This is a genomic window from Sphingorhabdus sp. EL138 (assembly GCF_900258045.1).
GTDB lineage: Bacteria > Pseudomonadota > Alphaproteobacteria > Sphingomonadales > Sphingomonadaceae > Parasphingorhabdus.
Genome location: NZ_OGVD01000001.1, coordinates 547,926 through 566,021, shown reverse-complemented (window position 1 = coordinate 566,021; position 18,096 = coordinate 547,926). Strand labels below are relative to the sequence as shown.

Sequence of the window (18,096 nt, the reverse complement as noted above, 5' to 3'; positions counted from 1 at the left end):
TGAATGAAAACAGCTTAAGGGGTTTATATGCCAACCATCCACGTCACCGGTCGTACCGGAGAAGAGAAGGCCGTTACCGTCGATAGCGGTATGAACGTCATGGAAGCGATCCGCGATAACGGCTTTGACGAACTGCTGGCACTATGTGGCGGCTGCTGTTCCTGCGCGACCTGCCATGTGCATGTCGATGCGGACTGGAAAGACAAGCTGCCTGCGATGAGTGAAGACGAAGATGATCTATTGGAAAGCAGTGATCACCGGGATGAGTTTTCCCGCCTGAGCTGCCAGATCGAATTGAATGACGATCTTGACGGTCTGAAAGTGAAAATCGCCGAAGAAGACTGAGCTGAGCGAAATCCATGCAAAAAAAGGGGAGCCGCTGAGCTCCCCTTTTTTGTGCGTCGCATATATTCAGTCAGAACCTGATCAGCGCTCGCGGCCCGTCCTCGGACTGGGCATTCTTGCCGATGTTCCAGCTCATAATTTTCCGATCTCCATTTTCGGTAAATCCATCAACGCTGTTATTGTTGACGACCGTGCCATTGGTTTCGACGGTCAAAACACCATCAATTTCAGAAATTTTCGGCGCTTTGCCACCGCTTTCTTTCATCATCATCACGTTGAACAGGCTGCCTTGCCCAGCAATGCCGGGGGTCAGCATCTCGATGGCGCCATCGCTACGCCGGATGAGCTGGAAGAAAGGATATTGCATCTGTGCATCAGGTAGGACCGGGAAGCTGAAATAATTGCCGATAGGGCCGGTTTCGCTATATTCGACATCGAAGATATTGCCGCCGGCATGCTCGACCTTTTTCCAGCCCTGATATTTGCTCAGTTTTTTGGCAAAGGCGGCCATGCTGTCGTCATCACCCGGGATGGGCCCGCCGAAAAAGGCCCCTGCCATCGCGGTTTCTTCTTCATATCGCTTCTGCTTGCGGGCTTGCGCGCGATCATATTGATCTTTTCGTTCGGTAATTTCTTCCTCGGTGCAATCACGATCAACGACATCATAAGCAAGTTCGCTGGCATCAATCGAAGGGTCGGCATCTTTCCCATACCTATCATAGTCATCCCCATAAACAGGACGCTCGGCTTTTACTTCCCCGCTGCTTTTGTAAACCAGATCGCGGCATTTCAGCTTGGCTGGGTCAAAGGGTTCGTCGCTCGGCTTTTTAGCCCTGCCATCATCGGGCATGGTCATTTGAATCTGGCCAGTATAGCCGAACTCATAGCGATCGCCGTCAAGGATCTTCAGGTTCGCATTGAATTTGCCGGGCAATAAAAAGCAACCCGATAACAGCAAGGGGGCCGATAGGGCGGCTACAAATTTGAACATCTGTTTCATCTAATTCTCCCGGTCTCGTGTATATTCTGCGTAAAGAGCGATGGCTGCTGCATTGGATACGTTCAGACTTTCCATTTGCGGTGCCATCGGAAGCCGTGCGAGAGCGTCGCAATGGGCCGCGACATTTTGCCGCAGGCCTTCGCCCTCAGCGCCCATAACCAACGCCAGCTTGCTTTGCCCCATGACACTGCCCAGTGTTTGTTCGGCTTCCCCGGCCATGCCGATGCGCCAATATCCGGCCTCGGCAATTTCATCCAGTGCGCGCGCCAGGTTGACCACACGCACCCAGGGGACAATTTCCAGGGCGCCGGAAGCTGATTTCGCCAGTGTCCCCGATTCAGGCGGCGCATGGCGGTCCTGAGTGACAATGGCGGCGGCATCAAAAGCAGCGGCAGAACGCAGGATTGCTCCGACATTATGAGGATCAGTTACCTGGTCCAGTACCAATATCGGCCGGCCTTTGTCAGCCGCTTTATCGAGCATGTCACCCAGCCAGATTTCTGGCAGAGGATCCACATCAAGCACCATTCCCTGATGCGGCGCATCGCGCGGAATTATCCGCCCCAGATCGGCGACGTCGCTATATACCACGGCCAGGTCCTGCGGAAGGTCAAGTGTTGCCAGAGCTTCTCTGGTTCCCGATATTTTCTTGGTGAAGCGATGCGGGTTGGCGAGCGCGGCCTCCACCGCATGCCGGCCCCAGAATTTCAAACCACCACCGGTTTTCTTCACAGATCTGTTTTTACGTGCCATATCGCTCTTTAACGGCTTGGCTGCGATGGCACATCTCTTTTTTTGCATGGTAAATATGTGATTTTGGATGGGCAGGCATTGACACCGGGCTATGCTTTCGTCATTGAGCCGCATCTTGCCGAAAAACGGTCAAGACAGGCAACCAAATGGACAGGTGGCCGAGTGGTTAAAGGCAGCAGACTGTAAATCTGCCCGCGCAAGCGTACATAGGTTCGAATCCTATCCTGTCCACCAGCCCTCACTAAGCCTTTGAAAGCTTATAGGTAATTGATTTAATAGGAGTTTTTTGACGTGATTGATACACGTGTATCATCCACGGAGGACAACTTGGGTAAGCTTCCAGAATATCTATTCCGACAAACAAGCGGCATATACAGATACCGTCGCCGCGTTCCTGACGCATTAAAAGGTCAAGTTGTAGACGGTGTTCAATTCCCGGCTAATGAATGGCTGCAATCGCTGGGTACTCGTGATCCTGTAGAGGCGCGCACAAAACACGCAGAGCTAGGAGCGCAGCTAGATAGTCAAATTGCCGAAGCTGAGCTAATCCTTACGGGGCCATCCGGCTTGACTGAGGCAGCGCGTATCCGCGAAGACAGGCTGGCTCGGGAAGCGTTTGAAGCTAAGCAGCGGGAACGTCGATTAGCCCGTGCACCCTTGAGAGCGGCATTAAAAGAAAGAATGCACCAATCTACGGCTGAGCTAACACCAGAAGAAGCCGCGATGGTAGATGTTGTGAGGGAGGCCAAAGAAGCGCGCGCGGAAGATGTTATGGCAGCTACGGCAACTGTGAGAGCCGGAACTGAGCGTATCGCTGGCAAGACCCTTGGCGATGCGATAGCATTCTATACTGAGCACCGGGTAGCAAACAAAAAAGGCTCTACTCAGAAATCCAATGGAACGGCATTTGCCTTTCTCATCGCTGTTCTGGGCGAGAGCGCGCGTCTGCCACAGATAACACGGGATGACGCTAGAAAGGCCCTAGCAATGCTTCATAGACAGCCATCTGCTCAATGGGCTGGCAAAGGTTTGTCAATCTATGAGCGGGCGTCATTGGCTGAAAAAGAGGGCTTGCCCTGTCTATCGTCCAAGACAATCCGCGATAGCTATTTGTCATTTTGGGGCGCACTGTTTCGGTATGCCGTGCAAGAGGAATGGACGGCGCGCAATGTTTTTGACGGACTAACGGTTGAGGTCGCCGGTAGGAAAACAGAGAAGCGTTTCCCCTACAGCGATAGTGACCTTACGAAGCTGTTTGCAGCGGAACCTTGGACGCCTCCTACGCCCTTGAAGGATGAGCTGGCTATTCGATACTGGGGTCCGCTTATAGCCTTATTCCATGGTCTACGCCGGGGAGAGATTGCCCAACTGGATGCAACCAAGTTTCAGGTTCAAAATGATGTAATGATGTTTGAGGTCACAGGGGACGTAAAGAACCGCAATGCTAAAAGAAAGTTGGCATTGCACCCTGAGTTAATACGGCTAGGTTTATTTGCCTTTGCGCAGCAGCGGTCATCGCATGGCTTACTGTTTGAAGGGCAGGCCGCCGACCGGCGAAGTATATGGGGCGATGCGTTCGGTGATTGGTTTGGCCGCCATCGTAAGAAATTGGGCGTTGGTCAAAGGGGGCAAGGGCTTCATGCTCTTAGACATAACTTTGAGGACGCCCTTCGAGAAGCGGAATTGCACCAAACAGCTATTGGCCAGTACCTAGCGGGTCGCAAAGCGGTTGACCAAGTAGGGGCCAACTATGGGGCCGGTGATAGCGCACAGCGGCTATTCGAAGCAATCAACAAGGTTCGTTATCCTATGCTGTCCTTCGAGCCAGCCTAGGAACCCCTTTGTATTAGAGCTCCTAGGCTGCGGCTTATACGGTACTGGCTTCCGACGCCGCTGCGGCCTGTCCCTCTACCGAAGCAAGAGGGACGCCGATAGCACGGGCTAATGCCTGACCTGTCTTTGGTGATCGGTAGCCGCCCTCTGCCGTTTTGAGGGCGGGCGTTGCTCCAATTGGTACACCGGCCCAACTACGTGCGCGCTGTTCTGACATTGATGCCCGCGCAGCGGTATCGCTAGACGGGATGGGCGCGCCCTGTGCTGGTGTTACATTAGGAGGCGGTGCGCTCGGTTTGACTGTAGCTTGTCCGGGTGCATTAAATGCAAAACTCTGATTAGGCACGGGTGCTGGTTCCGGGTTGGGGGCTGGTTCGGCCATGTCCTGCATTTCATCATGCGAAACCGCCAGAGCGTCATCTATTGTAAGCCCCGCTAACGTGTCCTCTGTGCCTTCTCCGTTGCGGATGGCTAGTGCCATGCTGTCCGCCACAATCATATCTTGTAGGGCGGATATGCCGCTGTCATCGCCGGTCTGAATGTACTGGTTTAGCGCTTGGTCATATTGAGCCACCGTTGCATCGTCACTGGCTTCAATCAGCCGCGTTACCTTATCGATTGACCCACCAACGCCGGGTTGTTTTTGAGCAAAGTTATTGAGCGCCATTGCGTATGCTGTCGGTGCTGGATGCCCGGTCCCCATTATTACCCGCGCCTCCTTGCCGATGATGTTGGCATTGAAGCCGTGGCCATGAATGATAGCGAGAGCTGCATTCACTTTGATGCGCTGCTTGTTTGATAGTGCGGTCATACCGCTTTCTCCTTAATGTTGTTTTGTTCCGCCTCGGCGGTATTTCGTATGCAGGATTGGATGTACAAGTAAGTTCGTTTGATCCTGTCACTGTCTAAATATGGGCAACCTGCTACCCTCCAGTCAGCAAGCGTTTCCGCTCCCACTAACCTTGCTTCGCGTTTCGATTGCGGTGACAGGTCGAGGAATGCGCGGGTTTGTTTACGGCCCAAGTAGTCCGGCCAGCGCAGGCGCAAGCGGTCTTCTGAACGGCAATGCTGCACAGAAACGCTTACGACCTGCCACGGGTTAGAGAAATTTCTATCACTCATGAGACAGGCGGCCACTGCGCCCCATTGGACATCAGCTACTGCCGCCTCTCCGAACCCTCCAGACATATTGCGCAACTCATCAAGTGTCTGGGGAAAAAGGTTTATACCGGTGTAGCCTTGCCCCTTGGGTTTATAACGTTTCTTACCTTGCGCGCGCACTACGATGACAAATATCCCCGTCGTATAGCTTGGATATACTGATGTATCGCTTCAGCGGGCTTGCCGGGTGCAAGGTCCATGATGCGCTGCGGGATTAGCTCTGGCTTAGCTTCGATCAGATATTTTAACGCGGTATCTGGCAGGTAACGGATGCTATGAGCTGAGTTTGCTCGCCATAGGTTACGGCGGGTGCTGCTATCATAAGACAGCGTCTCATAGGTCACTTTGTAGGTCATCTTAAGGAGACCGGGGTTGAGGTCTTCAACAGGTGCGCTGGACGTGATTGCCATGTTGCGGATGTTCGCAAAGGCGGCTTGCTGTTTCGCGTCGTGTTCATCGGCAAGTGCAACAGACAAATCTTTTTGCATATCTGTTAGCTCTCGCTCTAGCCGCTTCGCGTTAACCTCTGCATCCTTAAGGCGCTGCAATAATGCAACGTCGGCATTGGCCGCATTCAAGTCCTGTGTGATGCTAGTAATACGGTTGGCCAGGTCTCTTGTGTTTAAGGCGGGTGATTTTTTAGTCTTAGGCATTAGGGGTCTTTCGGTTGGGTGATCCGCGCATGGCGGCATTTGTTTTGCTCTGGCTTCTACGCCAAGCGTGATAGGTTTCGTGGGTGGCCTCAATGAACTGGCGATTGGCCTGAGCGGCATCTCGGTTCCTATTCAGCCAAAGAGGCCGTTTGAGTTTTAGTGTGCTGATAACGCTGCGGAGGGTAGCGCGCCGGTATTCAGTCTTAACGATGTAGTACCGGGCAATATCCCCTAGGCCGCCATCATCATCTAAACGAGCAATTAGGTTCTGTATTACAGCGGCCCTGTCCGGGTCCGCATAGCCATACGTGGCAATGATCGCGTCCCCGATACTATTAGGGCGCAACGATAATGTTGTCATGGTGTTGATGCTTTCAAAGATGGCAGAGAGGATCGTCGTCCGGGGGGTGTTGGGTATCTGCGACAGGGGGCATTACTCTGCGAAGCGCTGCAATACGTTCTGTAATCCCCAATTTCTCTGGCTCTGCGGGCTTTTGGTCACAAATTCCGGTAATGTTATCGGGCGGTGTGTTCACCTCAACAGAGGTATCTGGATATTCTCCCGGAGAACTTGTCCCCGCAATGGGAGATGAGGCGGGCAAATCAGTATTTTTCGGTCGGGGGACAAGTTCTCCTATATAACTAGTTATAGGTATATTAGAGATACTACCCGGTCCTCTTTCCACCAAATCACCGATCAGCACCTTAACAGTGGTAAGATTTACCCGCTGCGTTTTGCCACCGGCTGTAACCCGGATACATTCCTGCCCGTTGTGCACCTCTATTCGATAGCTACGCCCTCCGATGGTCAAGGCATTTGCTGAGCGCCAACCCGCATGACCAAATGGCTCTGCTTGCGGTTGGTTACTGGCCTTGTAGGACCGGACTGCCTTACGCACATCCGACATCGTCTTTGCAGTTTCAGGCAGCACAGCACCGCGCTTGTGGAGCAAGGCTGCTAACTCTTTCCTGATCGAAGGGGATAGCGGCTTGCTGAAATGATTGTCTGGGTTAAACATATCGGTTTGCAACTGAGCGTTCAGCCGATCAACATCGGTGCGGTTTGTAGCTGCTAGAGCTCCACTGTTGTCGAACCATTGGCTAACCCTATCGACCAATGCAGCTTTATATCCTGCGGGCTTAGGTTTGTAAGCCAAGGTGTCGATGTGGGTTCTAAGGTCACGAGCACCGGGATGATCTTGCTTGTATTTAGCAGCGGAGGCGACTGCTCCGTTAAACATTGCTTCTCGTAAGCGTTGGGAATGCGGTCTTTGGTCGTGGAGCGCAGGGGTATTTTGATTAGCCCCAGCTTTTTGAATTGCAGCTATACTGCTTGCTGGCAGCATATCCTGTTGGTTGTCTGTCATTATGTCCTTTTTAATGGCGGGATCATCGCCGGTTTATATTATTGTGAGAATGTCTGGTTAAATAGGCTGGGGTTGCAACGGGCTTCGGTTGCGGCTTTCGCAGCCAGTACCCTTTCAGGGGGAGCGTTATCCTTGCGGGCAGGGAGGGTAGTTAGCCGGGGCTGAGGATTGTCGGCGTGGTATGCGGTCATAGTGTTCCTCCGTGTTGCTCCTGAGCCGCTCATGCCCCGTGCAGCCCATGCAGGGTGCGGGATGGATAACAGGTCAAGCAGAGCGCGGAACGCTGCTATGCGGTGTCCGTTGCCGGTATAATATTCAGCTACGCCGGGGTGGCTAAGCCGTTTGGTTATTTCTGTATCATCAATCATGTTGACTTCCTTTTATGTGTATGGCGGGGTGACAATAATTTATAGATAGATAGGCCGCGTGGGTGCGGCGGTTTGATTTGAGTAAGGGGTACCCGGCCGATGCCAGCCCAATCTCCGCTACAGCCACCCAGCTATGCGGTATTGCAGACTGCCCAAGACAAGAAATTCGCAGAGGTGATCTGCTGACTAGACTGGCATCGGTTTAAGAAGAATATGCTTCTGTGTATGATGGTATCAGTTCATCTGTATGTGTGATGGTATCAATTCAAATGACATCGAGAAACCGGGAAATTTGTCGTTCTTACAATTCCCCTCAGCAGCGACGGAAAGGCCAAGCCATCGCCCTCCTCAAGCGTTGGAAATGTTCTATGTGCTAGATGGTATCAATTCGTCTGTCACAGCCTAGCCAGCAGGTTTTTAACGCTCGTCGGATGCCATTTGCCCCCACGTCTCGTTTGAATATGGCGGTCGTTAAGTGCGCTGGCTATAGCAGGCAGGGAACCATGCCCAGCGGAACGTATATCGTCGATCACTGGGGCAAGTTCCTGAGCAAACTTGTCCGCGTCACTTCGGAGTACGGCAACAGCATCCGTATTGCCCTTTCCAGCCCGTCTTAGTGCAGCAGCGCCGTTCGGGTTGCCGAGCCGCTTGCCAGATTTATAGGGTGTGCCGTCCGCTTTAGTCCAAGTACCGCGAGCCTTTGCTGCTTCTAATGCTTCCTTTGTTCTCCGACCGATAGCCTTACGCTCTGCTTGAGCAACGGCTGCCATGATATGCACTGTCAACTCATTTGCCTCTGGCATATCTGCTGCAATGAACTTGGCTCCGCTGTCCTGTAGAGCAGACAGAAAAGCTACCGAGCGGCTCAGGCGGTCCAGCTTGGCTACCACTAGCACAGCCCCAGTTACCTTCGCATGGCTCATTGCATCAGTAAGGGCGGGCCGGTCAGAACGTTTGCCACTCTCCACCTCTGTATGCTCAGCAATAATCTCCCACCCTCTCCCCTCGCAGAGAGATTGAACGGCTTGCTGCTGCGCTGCTAAGCCAAGGCCAGAGCGGTTCTGTTCCTCAGTTGAGACGCGGTAGTATGCAATGACACGGCACATAATCAGGCTCCTTATAAAAATGCCTATAGTTCGTTAGGCAATTTTATAAGGTATTGTCAACGGCTTTTTGTAGTCATCGGCTGGAGGTATGGGGGAAATCCGGGCCACGCCTGATCGGAGTTGCCCCTTCGCCTATCTCCATCATTTTTAGGCCGTAGAGCATACGGCTAAGCCAAACGGTGTGTTAGCGTCCGCTAAGGGCGCATCTGTGGACGTTAGAAGTAGAAAGCTGACAAATTGAGTTGTCTTGACAAGTTGGCTGTCTTTGCTCATCCGAATTATCGTATCAAGTAATGGAAATCCAAATGAAAACGTTTCTCATCCGGTTTCTTGCCGTGTTTTATGCTGTGTCGGCCTGCCAAGCTGTAACCGCAACCGAGATCACTCAACCCACAAAATCTGTTTCGATTGCCAAGCTGGTGGACTGGTGCAAGTCGGAACAGCCTGATCATCAACTTGCTTGTGGTAGCTCGCTAATCGGATGGCTGAATGGGTTTCAATCAACGGAGATGATGACCTCTAACTTCCTATCTAGGCAAGGAGTACAACTACCACGTATGGTGTGTTTGCCTGAAAAGTTGACTATCCAGCAAGCTAGGCGGGTGTTTCTCGGCTATGTCGAAGACAGGGTTCCTGAACGTCGTCGAAATCAGCAGTTCGGTGTGTCTCTCTTCATCGCTTTTGCAAGGATGTATCCTTGCTATGCCGGTGACATGAATAAATCTGAGAAATAAGAAACTCTGTATCTAAATGCTAATGTCCGCTTCCTATGCTTCATCTTCAACACTCCATCTTCTCTCAAAAGATTAAAGTGTTGCATCGACCGGTTGAAACCACCGGATATTACGGACATAAATAGAGGGTATCATTGTGACATTTGTTGCAGAAAATTTTGCAAAAAGTAGTTTCGAGCCAGTGGTTGATCGGGACCGAGGCTGGGCAGTAACTATCGGTTTATTGGATCGGGACAATAGAAAGCCAATATCGCTTTATAGCATCAATGATTTAGATTTGATTCTTCCAAGGGACCAGCAAGGGCGGACTATCGAAAACCCTAAGCAGAGAGCAACGCCACTCAGTGCAATCACAGCGGAATGCACTACTAGGATAGCTAGTCAAACAGAAATGGACCGAATTCCAGGCTTGGAAAAGGTCGTAAAATACAAGTTTTATAGTTCTGTTTATACTCGGGAAAATGAGCCGATTGCGCCTACTTGGAACGTGCCGGGATGTGATTGGGAGAGTAGCAAGGCTGTGTACGGTGAAGCGCTGTGCGCATGGGGTGAGGCGCGCAAAAAGAAAACTGCGAACGCAAATAAAATTCTACTGATGTTTGAGTAGGACTTTCTAGCGTCCGCTTTCGGGATATTGGGGACATACGGTTACTCTCGGTCGAAGATGCCACCCATGATACTGCATAGTGCCCAAACGCCCTTATCCGTATTAGACACTGGGAATTAACCGATGGTTTCAACAGTGAAAGCAACAACAGTACAGTGGGTATTTTTGCATCATCATGTGCGACCCATTGCGCTTGCTTTATCTGGTACACGCGTATAGTACACGCAAATCAGTTACGAATAAATAACGCCTAATAATCAATAGGTTGGATGGCGTCTCAGCTAGTCCTATCCTGTCCACCATTTTTGCCGAACAAAGCCGATCCTGGGGATCGGCGTCGGCAAAAATCCCGCAGCGCAAGCAAGGGTGGCCTGACGAAGCAAAAACGTTTTTACAAAAGCGGTAGTATTTCTCGCGACCGATCCGGTGGATCAATATAGGCAAACCTTTTGCTGCCTCTACAGTAATACACCCCACCAGCTCGAATAAAGCGCACTTCAAAACGGGTCCGCCAAAGGCAGTCCAATCCGCTCATGGTGCGTGACAAGTGTTGTTGCCTGTGGAAAGGGTGCCCTGATCAAAAATCGAGAATCGGGAGTGGATATGAAGAACCTGTTTGACGTGAGCGGCAAAGTTGCAGTTGTTTCTGGTGGATCGAGCGGTATCGGCGCCATGATGGCGCGCGGCTTGGTGGAGAACGGTGCCAAAGTTTATATCACCGCGCGCAAGGAAGAGCGGTTGATGGCCATGGCGGAAGAGCTTTCCAAGCTGGGTGAATGTATCGCCATTCCTGCCGATCTGTCGAACGTCGAAGGCATAGAGGCCTTTGTTGCGGCGGTAAGCGAGCGGGAAAGCAAGGTTGATATCCTGATCAACAATGCCGGTGCCAATTGGGCTGCGCCAATTGAGGACTTCCCTGAGAAGGGATGGGACAAGGTCATGGATATCAACATCAAGGCGATATTCTTTGCGACCCAGAAATTCCTGCCGCTGCTCAAAGCATCCGGCAATGCAGATGATCCGGCAAGGGTCATAAATATTGCGTCGATCAACGGCATAAGAAATTCCGGCATGCCAACCTACGCCTATTCCGCGAGTAAATCGGGGGTCATTCATTTGACCGAGCATCTGGCCACTGACCTTGCGTCTTATCATATCAATGTAAATGCCATTGCACCCGGATTTTTCCCGAGCAACATGACCAAGCAGATTGTTGAAAATGACGGAATGACCAAGATGGCCATTTCGCAAATTCCGCGCGGACGCATGGGTGCACCCGAGGATATTGCCGGTACCGCTCTTTATCTGTGTTCAAGGGCATCATCCTGGTTGATTGGCCAGACGATCGCGCTTGATGGAGGGATGATTTCACGGCCCTAGATGACGTTTATTACGATAACCATTGCGCAAAAAAAAGGCGGCCACTTTTCATGGCCGCCTTTTTTGTTTGATTTATGAGAGCAGTTAGAAAGTGAGCTTCGCACCAATTGTATAGCGACGTCCTAGGGCATCATATGTTGATGGATAGGTGTTGCCGCTGTTAAACTCGGTCGCACCAATGGTGTTCCCAACCAGCGGCGGTTTCTTGTCAAACAGATTATCGACCACGAACGTCAGATCCAGCGTATCCATGAGCGTCGTCTGCAGCACCAGATCGAAAATATTATAGGAGCCGATGCTTTCGAATTCTGGAAGAAAGCTACCCTGCAATGAAGGCTCGACTTCCTGACTCGAAATATATTTCCAACCCAGGGAAATGGATCCTTCCTCGCGTGACAGCGAAATCCGGCTGTTCGCCTGGAATTCGGGCTGGATGCTCTCGCAATTGACGCTGTAAAAGCCCACACATTCACGGTTTACGCTAGTTGGTGTGGCCTGGAACTTTCTGTCAAACGTATAGTTGCCGTTCACCTGCAGTCCCAGAGTGGCAAAGTCGAGATCTCGGCTATAATTGATGTTGAAATCAATTCCTGATGTTTCCAGTCGCCCAAGATTAGACAGATCAAGCAGAACACCGGGCGTATCACTTGCGCCGCCATTCAGACTGCCGTTCAAGGGATTGCGGATAACCAGAGCACATGCAGGATCGGCAGCGTTGGGCGGATTGAAACAAGGTTGAATGACGTCCCCAACCGTTGTCCGCGAAATGGCGTCTTTGATCTCGATATCATAATAATCGACCGATACGGTCAAGCCGGGAATAATGGCCGGCTGGATAATCGCGCCAAATGTAATGGTCGTGGCTTTTTCAACATCCAGATCAGGGTTGCCACCGCCGGTAAAGTTGATTTGACCTGCGGATGGGACCGGAATGGAACCGATGCTGCCGGCAGGCGCACCCTGAGCAATACATATTGCTGTGAGTTCTGCATTGCCAACAGGATTGGCGCCAGCACATGGGTCGACAGCGAGATTGTCCAATCCTGTAACCGGAGGCTCAAAAAGCTCTTCGATATTGGGAGACCGAACTGCGCGCTGATAGATACCACGCAGCTTCAGGCCATCTACTGGTTCCCAGCTGCCGCCAGCTTTCCAGGTGAAATTGCCGCCTGTGTTGGAGTAATCGGAATAGCGACCGCCAAGCTCAAGCGTCAGGCTTTTGAAAAACGGACGATCTTCGACAATGGGTGCAACGATTTCACCAAAGACTTCCTTCACACTATAGCGACCGGATTGAGCCAAAAAGGCCTCACCATTGCCGAGTACTTCATCGACCGTGCCAGTTGCAATATCGGGATTAATTGATGCGATATTCTCGCGATATTCGACGCCTAGGGCAAAATTGAGAGGGGTACCTGCCCAGGGTAACGCAAAGCCCGCATCACCGGAAACTGAACCGGTAACCACGGTCAGCTCGGTCTTTGTCGTCAAAGATACTGGCGGTGCTGAGAAGGCGGCGAAATCCGGCGAGATATCCTGACCAGTTGGACCGAATAGATTGAGCGGAACGCAGCCATTGGATGAATCCACGCAATTGTCCGCATCAATAGCGAAAAGCGCCTGCTGAACACGGGATCGCAAGCCATTGTTCCTCTGACTACGGACACGTTCGGACTGGCCATGTGTGGCATGGACATCCCATTCGATATTATCGACAATAGTGCCGCGAACACCGGCTTCGATCTGAAATACATTGGATTCGATGGTTTCTTCGCGATTGCCCTGTTCAACCAGCCGACGGTTAATTGTGACCGCCGGAGCGCGAAAAGCAGGATCGCTGGGATCGGTAACGCCAGCTGCTGCATCGCATTCTGCCTGAGAGATTCCTACGCCCTGCTGCGCACATATCTGGTTGCGGAGGTTGTCGGTCAGGAACGGATTGCTAAGCGGGAGATTATAGGTGGTGCCAAACAGCCCAGATGGCGCTGCCCGAATATCAACCTTGTTGTTGGAAAACAGTCCCTTGCCGTAAACTTCTATGCCGTCAGCCACTTCATAATGCGCAGCACCGAATATGTTGATCCGTTCCAGCGGCGTTTGATAGAGATTGAACGGATTGAAGTTAAACGTGTTAAACGGGGCGACCAAAGAGTCGGTATCTGGATCATATTGCATCCCGTTAATGGCGGTCGGTACCGATGTTCCGGATCCGAAAGGATTGCCGGAGACCGAACTGATCGAGTCGACACCGAAGCTGCGATCCGCCTGGAAGAGGGGATCGGAACTGTGATATCCGATGTTCAGCACCGCATTGCCGCGATCGTCTGCAAAATTGCCGCCGATGGTCAGATCAGTCCGGAATACACCGGCATCACTGCTTTCTGTGAGGCCATAGCTGGCTGAGATTTCAGCGCCTTCAAAATCCTGTTTCAACACGAAATTGACCACGCCCGATATGGCATCCGCGCCGTAGACGGTGCCGGCTCCCCCGGTTACAATATCGACCCGTTCTATCAACGCCAATGGGATGACATTGGTATCGGTAACCCCTGTTAATCCAGCCGGTACCACACGACTATTGTCAATGAGGACAAGGTTGCGGTTGCTTCCAAGTCCGCGCAAGTTAACCTCGGACGAACCATCATTGCCGTTATTGACAGACGAACCAATGCCCGCGACTACTCCGGGCAAATCCCTGATCAACTCTTCGGCTGTCAGCGAAGGGGCAAGGTCAATTTGATCGCGACCCAACACGGTAACCGGACTAGAAAGTTCCAGATTGGGATTGGTGATTCTCGATCCTGTAACGACAATCACATCTGCAGCGTCATCGGTCTCTGCGCCTTCCTGATCTTGCGCGTTGGCTGTTGTTGCCGAGACCGCAACAGCGACTATGGCTACTGAAGTTAGGCATTTTTTTATGGTTTGCGTTCTGAAATTCGGCCGCATTGCTGGCTCCCTTGGTTAAATACAGGGGAAACCAAATAAATAGAAAGAGCAGTTCAGCAATCAAATATGACAGTATTTCGAATATTACCAATTCAATGAAGTTTAAGTGCAACGGTGGGTCTACACTATTGTGAAGGTTAGATTTTTTCTAACATAGTTTATTCCGCGACATTGGTTGAAAACGAAAATTCATTCGATTTCGGATGAAATGACGACCATGACATTTTTTGCATATTTTCTGCCGACAGGGATTTCATCACTGTTGACTAGTCGGAGCATGCGGCTGCCATTGCTGCTCCGCTTTATTGCTACGATTCGAGGGTCGTTCACGGCTGCAGACCGGTGCACGCGCAAGAATCCTATCGCGCCATTGCGATTTACAAAATCACCGATCATCTGACGATAAGGATAAGATTTCTCACTCGTGTATAGGCGGACATATTCCCCTTCAGCTTTCACCCAGTTGATATCATCGCAATCCACCCGCACCATTTCGCCTCGTCGGGGAACCCAAAGATAGTGATTTTCATCGACTGCCCTGGAGCGCTCCTTTCTTAACTGGTCGAGCGTTTTACCGAGGAGTGCCAATCGTTGACCGGCTTCGCGGTCGGCGCAGGCTATGCGCGCGCGATCTATTGCTTCTACCAGACGGGCATAACGAACCGGCTTTGGGATAAAGTCGAGTGCGCCGGTTTCAAAGGCACGGATCGCAAATTGTGGATAGGCCGTTACAAAAATTACCAGCGGCACCGTGTTCGCATTGTTACGAAGTGAAGATGAGAGATGTTCTATGATATCAAAACCGTCTAAACCCGGCATTTCAATATCGAGCAATATGAGCTTTGGGCCGAGTTTTTCGACCAGTTCCAGTGTTTCCTTGCCATCGAAAGCCTGACCAACGACTGATACACCCTCCATCCGGTTCAAAAGCCCTACCAGACGGGAGACGGCCAAGGGCTCGTCATCGCTAATCAGCACGGTGATCGGGGTCATTGTCTGAACCTCAAGAGGGGTTCGATCCGCAGGGAGAGGAATGTTAGGATGGCTGATATTAGAACCGCCTGAACAATGAGCGCAACTGTGCCGGCTTAGAGACCTGTAGTGCGGCAATGGCCGCAATTCCATATGCCGTGTATCTGTTGCGATCGCTGGAATAGGGTAGCCCTAACTGTGGCAATAGTCAGACGGAGAGCGAACGAAATTGCTGCTGCGGGTCGTTCATTTGCCTGAGGATGTCGTTGGTTGTTCCTGCACCTTTTTGTCGGTTCTCGACATCTGTTCGCAGAATAGGTCGAGATATTTTACATCGTTTTACGTAAACTCCGACGTGCATTTGAAAGGTCGACCCCCCGGCCGATAATGATACAGGAGCGTAAAATGGTAGTCAGAGTAAAGTCTACGAATGAGAAGACAGATGCCAATGCAGAAGGATCCGCTTGGCGGCCCGCGTCATCTCGCCGCCTGATTTTGGATGCAGCACGGCGGAAGCTATGTGACCAGAGCTTTAGTGAATTTGCGATGGAGGTAGTTGCGGAAGAGGCAGGTGTTTCTCGGCGCACCGTCTATAACCAGTTTGCCAATCGTGAAGAATTATATTGCGCTTCCCGACTGGAGCTTTTCGAAAAAATTGATCTCGCATTGGCAGAAATTCAGTTCGATCCCGATCAACCGGTTGAACAGATGCTGCACCGGTTTTGTGAGCTCGGTATCGCAATCCTTCTATCTCCGGAAAGCTTGGAGCTCAGGGCGTCGCGTGCGCGTGACCGGCTCTCTTTTCAATGGATAGAAGAGCAATATACGCATCGCATTGATGATCCTTTGCGTCTGAAGATTGAACATTTTCTGCTCAACTTGATGCTCAAGGGTGATATTGAACAGACTGATCCCGCGCCTTTGGCGGAATCGTTGTTGTCGGCCGTGAACGCCTGTGTCGGCGACGACGGCAATGCTGAATCCAATTTGAAACAGCCGCCGGTGTTCACGCCGAAGGAAATTGCGGATATTTTCGTGAAGCGGTTGCCTTTGAAGAATAGTGAGCCGGCAAGTTAGATGGGATAAAGGTTCGTACTTCCGGCAGGTGCTGAATGACCTTTGCCCGAAGGGCTGATTAATCTGACGCGCCGCTATCGAAATCGATCGCGGCGCGTTTATCAAATAGCTCGACATTCGCTGCCGGTCATTTATCCCTTGTGGGATGGTTGGCCTGACATCTTTATGTGAACAAGAAGCGGACCTCCTGTTGTCACCGGAAGGCCAGTTCATTGAAGCGACCAGCCGGAGGCAGCGAAAACAGCGGGGTCAGTTTTTTACGCCTGCATCCTATGCGAACATTATGGTCGACTGGATCCAAACTGCTTCGCCCCGCACGGTGCTCGATCCGGCGGTCGGCACCGGTGTGCTGATCAATGCGTGTCAGCGGCGATCGGTCGGGTGTGCGTTTACCGGTTATGATATTGATCCGCTGGCACTCGAGCTGGCGGAAAAGAGGTTGCAGGGTGCTGCGCTATGTCACCAGGATTTTCTGGCGAGCGACCAGGGCGAACGATTTGATGCGATTATTGCCAATCCGCCTTACATCATCCACCGCGAATATGATCTTGATCCTCAGATAGCTGAACATATTGATCAATTGTCGGGGCAAAAGTTCAGCCGGCAATCCAATCTCTATGTCTATTTCGTGGTCAAGATTTGCGAACAGTTAAATGAAGGCGGCCGTGCAGCGATTATCATCCCGGCGGAATGGATGTCGGCCAATTACGGGCAACCGCTAAAAGCCTATCTGCTGAACAATGGCCTGCTTCACGCGCTGGTGACCATCGATTGCGCGGGGCATGCATTTGCGGACAATATGGCAACCGCCTCGATATTGTTGATCGAGAAAGACAGTAGCGTTCCTGAACTGTTACAAAGCCATTATGTACCGGTTGGAAAAGTCGCGACGTCGTTGGCGGAATTGCAGTATGATACTGAAGTAGTGCACCAGCGCTTGCCGACCGACGTACTGCGATCACGCAAAAAATGGGACGCACTGATTTCCCGGTCGGTCGCACCCCGTGCAGAAGGCAGCGTAAAACTTGGTGATCTGGTGACGACCAAGCGCGGAATAGCCACCGGGGCGAATAGTTTCTTCCTGCTTAGCCGGGCTGAAGCAGAGCAGCACGGGCTTGAAACGGGACGAATGGATCGCTGTATTGGGAAGACTGCGCAAGTGGCAGATATCTGTTTTACCGGTACGGATTTCGATGAGCTGGCGGAAGCAGGGCAAGCGTGTTTTTTGTTCAATCCAAAGGGCGATCTGACACCTGCTGAAGCGGACTACATCCGGCGCGGTGAGTGCGAAGGCATCTCGCTAAAGCACGGGCCGCGAACCAAGAAAATTTGGTATGCAGCCGAAACGCGTGAAGCTGCGCCAATTTGGGCAAGTACTTTTGGGCGTGGTCGAATGCGCTTCGTTCACAATGCTGCGAGTGTAAAGACGCTGACCTGTTTCCACGGCCTCTATCCCAAAGGCCTGACAGTCCGACAGACTCGCGCTTTGGCGGCGCTACTGAACAGCGATATGATGCAGCACAGGATTGCCGACCATGTCCGGCGCTTTGCGAGCGGCCTTATGAAGCTGGAGCCGCGAGACATATTGGACATTGAAGTCCCCGACATTCGGTTGGTGCCCCCAGAGATTGCCGAACGGTTGTCGGATTGGCTGGAAGGCGATACCTCAGACGGAAACAAGCGTGAAGAGGCCAGGCTGGATCATCTCGCCGCTATATTATTGCAGCATTTCGACAATCTATCGATCCGCAATAGGGAATAGATATCAAAGCCGTGGCACACCAAAAAAAG

At 51.7% G+C, this 18,096-nt stretch carries 17 protein-coding genes, 1 tRNA gene and 1 pseudogene; 9 read left to right on the top strand and 10 right to left on the bottom strand.

The features are described 5' to 3' along the window. The first annotated feature begins 27 nt into the window (after positions 1 to 27). Positions 28 to 345 carry a 2Fe-2S iron-sulfur cluster-binding protein gene (locus DK507_RS02750; protein WP_108811779.1) on the top strand — a complete coding sequence of 106 codons (318 nt, stop codon included), beginning with the start codon at positions 28 to 30 and terminating at the stop codon, positions 343 to 345. A 70-nt stretch (positions 346 to 415) separates the two neighbouring features. Here the strand turns inward: DK507_RS02750 and DK507_RS02745 are convergent, their stop codons facing one another. Together DK507_RS02745 and rlmB are read right to left on the bottom strand one after the other, a co-directional pair. After that, positions 416 to 1,345 (bottom strand): hypothetical protein, encoded by a 930-nt coding sequence (locus tag DK507_RS02745; RefSeq protein WP_109354619.1) that lies wholly within the window; start codon positions 1,343 to 1,345, stop codon positions 416 to 418. After that, positions 1,346 to 2,098, bottom strand: a complete 753-nt coding sequence (rlmB, locus tag DK507_RS02740; protein ID WP_109354617.1) for a 23S rRNA (guanosine(2251)-2'-O)-methyltransferase RlmB — start codon at positions 2,096 to 2,098, stop codon at positions 1,346 to 1,348. A gap of 148 nt (positions 2,099 to 2,246) precedes the next feature. Between rlmB and DK507_RS02735 the strand changes: the two genes are divergently transcribed. The 3 genes and pseudogenes from DK507_RS02735 to DK507_RS02730 all read left to right on the top strand — a co-directional run bounded on the left by DK507_RS02735 (position 2,247) and on the right by DK507_RS02730 (position 3,931). Further along, positions 2,247 to 2,332: transfer RNA gene (locus tag DK507_RS02735), tRNA-Tyr, on the top strand. 57 nt (positions 2,333 to 2,389) lie between these two features. Beyond that, positions 2,390 to 2,626 (top strand): annotated as a pseudogene (locus DK507_RS18190) (DUF6538 domain-containing protein); the annotation flags it as partial. A 153-nt stretch (positions 2,627 to 2,779) separates the two neighbouring features. After that, the gene (locus DK507_RS02730) at positions 2,780 to 3,931 is read left to right on the top strand and encodes a site-specific integrase (protein WP_162558859.1); all 1,152 of its coding nucleotides are present in this window, start codon (positions 2,780 to 2,782) and stop codon (positions 3,929 to 3,931) included. 34 nt (positions 3,932 to 3,965) lie between these two features. On the opposite strand, the gene DK507_RS02725 is transcribed toward DK507_RS02730, so the two are convergent. The 6 genes from DK507_RS02725 to DK507_RS02695 form a co-directional block, all read right to left on the bottom strand. After that, positions 3,966 to 4,742: a hypothetical protein gene (locus DK507_RS02725; RefSeq protein WP_109354615.1), complete on the bottom strand. Its 777-nt coding sequence runs from the start codon at positions 4,740 to 4,742 to the stop codon at positions 3,966 to 3,968. Further along, positions 4,739 to 5,212 carry a hypothetical protein gene (locus DK507_RS02720; protein WP_109354613.1) on the bottom strand — a complete coding sequence of 158 codons (474 nt, stop codon included), beginning with the start codon at positions 5,210 to 5,212 and terminating at the stop codon, positions 4,739 to 4,741. The genes DK507_RS02725 and DK507_RS02720 overlap by 4 nt, the downstream gene beginning before the upstream one ends. After that, positions 5,212 to 5,745: a hypothetical protein gene (locus DK507_RS02715; RefSeq protein WP_109354612.1), complete on the bottom strand. Its 534-nt coding sequence runs from the start codon at positions 5,743 to 5,745 to the stop codon at positions 5,212 to 5,214. Before DK507_RS02715 ends, DK507_RS02720 begins: the two co-directional genes overlap by 1 nt. Before the next feature lie 374 nt (positions 5,746 to 6,119). After that, on the bottom strand, positions 6,120 to 7,112 hold the full coding sequence (locus DK507_RS02705; protein WP_109354610.1) for a hypothetical protein: 993 nt from the start codon (positions 7,110 to 7,112) through the stop codon (positions 6,120 to 6,122). Positions 7,113 to 7,150: 38 nt separating this feature from the next. Further along, positions 7,151 to 7,480 (bottom strand): hypothetical protein, encoded by a 330-nt coding sequence (locus DK507_RS02700; RefSeq protein WP_109354609.1) that lies wholly within the window; start codon positions 7,478 to 7,480, stop codon positions 7,151 to 7,153. Between the two features lie 395 nt (positions 7,481 to 7,875). After that, positions 7,876 to 8,586 carry a recombinase family protein gene (locus DK507_RS02695; RefSeq protein ID WP_109354608.1) on the bottom strand — a complete coding sequence of 237 codons (711 nt, stop codon included), beginning with the start codon at positions 8,584 to 8,586 and terminating at the stop codon, positions 7,876 to 7,878. A 305-nt stretch (positions 8,587 to 8,891) separates the two neighbouring features. Between DK507_RS02695 and DK507_RS02690 the strand changes: the two genes are divergently transcribed. The 3 genes from DK507_RS02690 (at position 8,892) to DK507_RS02680 (ending at position 11,307) form a co-directional block, all read left to right on the top strand. Continuing rightward, complete coding sequence (locus DK507_RS02690) at positions 8,892 to 9,320, top strand: Rap1a/Tai family immunity protein (RefSeq protein WP_109354607.1); 429 nt, start codon at positions 8,892 to 8,894, stop codon at positions 9,318 to 9,320. A 136-nt stretch (positions 9,321 to 9,456) separates the two neighbouring features. Then, positions 9,457 to 9,927: a hypothetical protein gene (locus tag DK507_RS02685; protein WP_109354606.1), complete on the top strand. Its 471-nt coding sequence runs from the start codon at positions 9,457 to 9,459 to the stop codon at positions 9,925 to 9,927. 603 nt (positions 9,928 to 10,530) lie between these two features. Further along, on the top strand, positions 10,531 to 11,307 hold the full coding sequence (locus DK507_RS02680; protein ID WP_109354605.1) for a glucose 1-dehydrogenase: 777 nt from the start codon (positions 10,531 to 10,533) through the stop codon (positions 11,305 to 11,307). 84 nt (positions 11,308 to 11,391) lie between these two features. Here the strand turns inward: DK507_RS02680 and DK507_RS02675 are convergent, their stop codons facing one another. Together DK507_RS02675 and DK507_RS02670 are read right to left on the bottom strand one after the other, a co-directional pair. Beyond that, the gene (locus tag DK507_RS02675; RefSeq protein ID WP_109354604.1) at positions 11,392 to 14,256 is read right to left on the bottom strand and encodes a TonB-dependent siderophore receptor; all 2,865 of its coding nucleotides are present in this window, start codon (positions 14,254 to 14,256) and stop codon (positions 11,392 to 11,394) included. Positions 14,257 to 14,445: 189 nt separating this feature from the next. Continuing rightward, a complete protein-coding gene (locus tag DK507_RS02670; protein WP_162558858.1) occupies positions 14,446 to 15,249 on the bottom strand; it encodes a LytTR family DNA-binding domain-containing protein in 804 nt (267 codons plus the stop codon). Between the two features lie 384 nt (positions 15,250 to 15,633). Between DK507_RS02670 and DK507_RS02665 the strand changes: the two genes are divergently transcribed. Beyond that, on the top strand, positions 15,634 to 16,305 hold the full coding sequence (locus tag DK507_RS02665; RefSeq protein ID WP_162558857.1) for a TetR/AcrR family transcriptional regulator: 672 nt from the start codon (positions 15,634 to 15,636) through the stop codon (positions 16,303 to 16,305). A 145-nt stretch (positions 16,306 to 16,450) separates the two neighbouring features. After that, a complete protein-coding gene (locus tag DK507_RS02660; protein WP_109354600.1) occupies positions 16,451 to 18,067 on the top strand; it encodes an N-6 DNA methylase in 1,617 nt (538 codons plus the stop codon). The last annotated feature ends 29 nt before the right edge of the window (positions 18,068 to 18,096 follow it).

Coding starts and splice junctions, on each gene's coding strand:
- DK507_RS02750 (WP_108811779.1), top strand. CDS start 28: ATGCCAACCATCCACGTCACCGGTCGTACCGGAGAAGAGAAGGCCGTT.
- DK507_RS02745 (WP_109354619.1), bottom strand. CDS start 1,345: ATGAAACAGATGTTCAAATTTGTAGCCGCCCTATCGGCCCCCTTGCTG.
- rlmB (WP_109354617.1), bottom strand. CDS start 2,098: ATGGCACGTAAAAACAGATCTGTGAAGAAAACCGGTGGTGGTTTGAAA.
- DK507_RS02730 (WP_162558859.1), top strand. CDS start 2,780: ATGCACCAATCTACGGCTGAGCTAACACCAGAAGAAGCCGCGATGGTA.
- DK507_RS02725 (WP_109354615.1), bottom strand. CDS start 4,742: ATGACCGCACTATCAAACAAGCAGCGCATCAAAGTGAATGCAGCTCTC.
- DK507_RS02715 (WP_109354612.1), bottom strand. CDS start 5,745: ATGCCTAAGACTAAAAAATCACCCGCCTTAAACACAAGAGACCTGGCC.
- DK507_RS02705 (WP_109354610.1), bottom strand. CDS start 7,112: ATGACAGACAACCAACAGGATATGCTGCCAGCAAGCAGTATAGCTGCA.
- DK507_RS02700 (WP_109354609.1), bottom strand. CDS start 7,480: ATGATTGATGATACAGAAATAACCAAACGGCTTAGCCACCCCGGCGTA.
- DK507_RS02695 (WP_109354608.1), bottom strand. CDS start 8,586: ATGTGCCGTGTCATTGCATACTACCGCGTCTCAACTGAGGAACAGAAC.
- DK507_RS02690 (WP_109354607.1), top strand. CDS start 8,892: ATGAAAACGTTTCTCATCCGGTTTCTTGCCGTGTTTTATGCTGTGTCG.
- DK507_RS02680 (WP_109354605.1), top strand. CDS start 10,531: ATGAAGAACCTGTTTGACGTGAGCGGCAAAGTTGCAGTTGTTTCTGGT.
- DK507_RS02675 (WP_109354604.1), bottom strand. CDS start 14,256: ATGCGGCCGAATTTCAGAACGCAAACCATAAAAAAATGCCTAACTTCA.
- DK507_RS02670 (WP_162558858.1), bottom strand. CDS start 15,249: ATGACCCCGATCACCGTGCTGATTAGCGATGACGAGCCCTTGGCCGTC.
- DK507_RS02665 (WP_162558857.1), top strand. CDS start 15,634: ATGGTAGTCAGAGTAAAGTCTACGAATGAGAAGACAGATGCCAATGCA.
- DK507_RS02660 (WP_109354600.1), top strand. CDS start 16,451: ATGGTTGGCCTGACATCTTTATGTGAACAAGAAGCGGACCTCCTGTTG.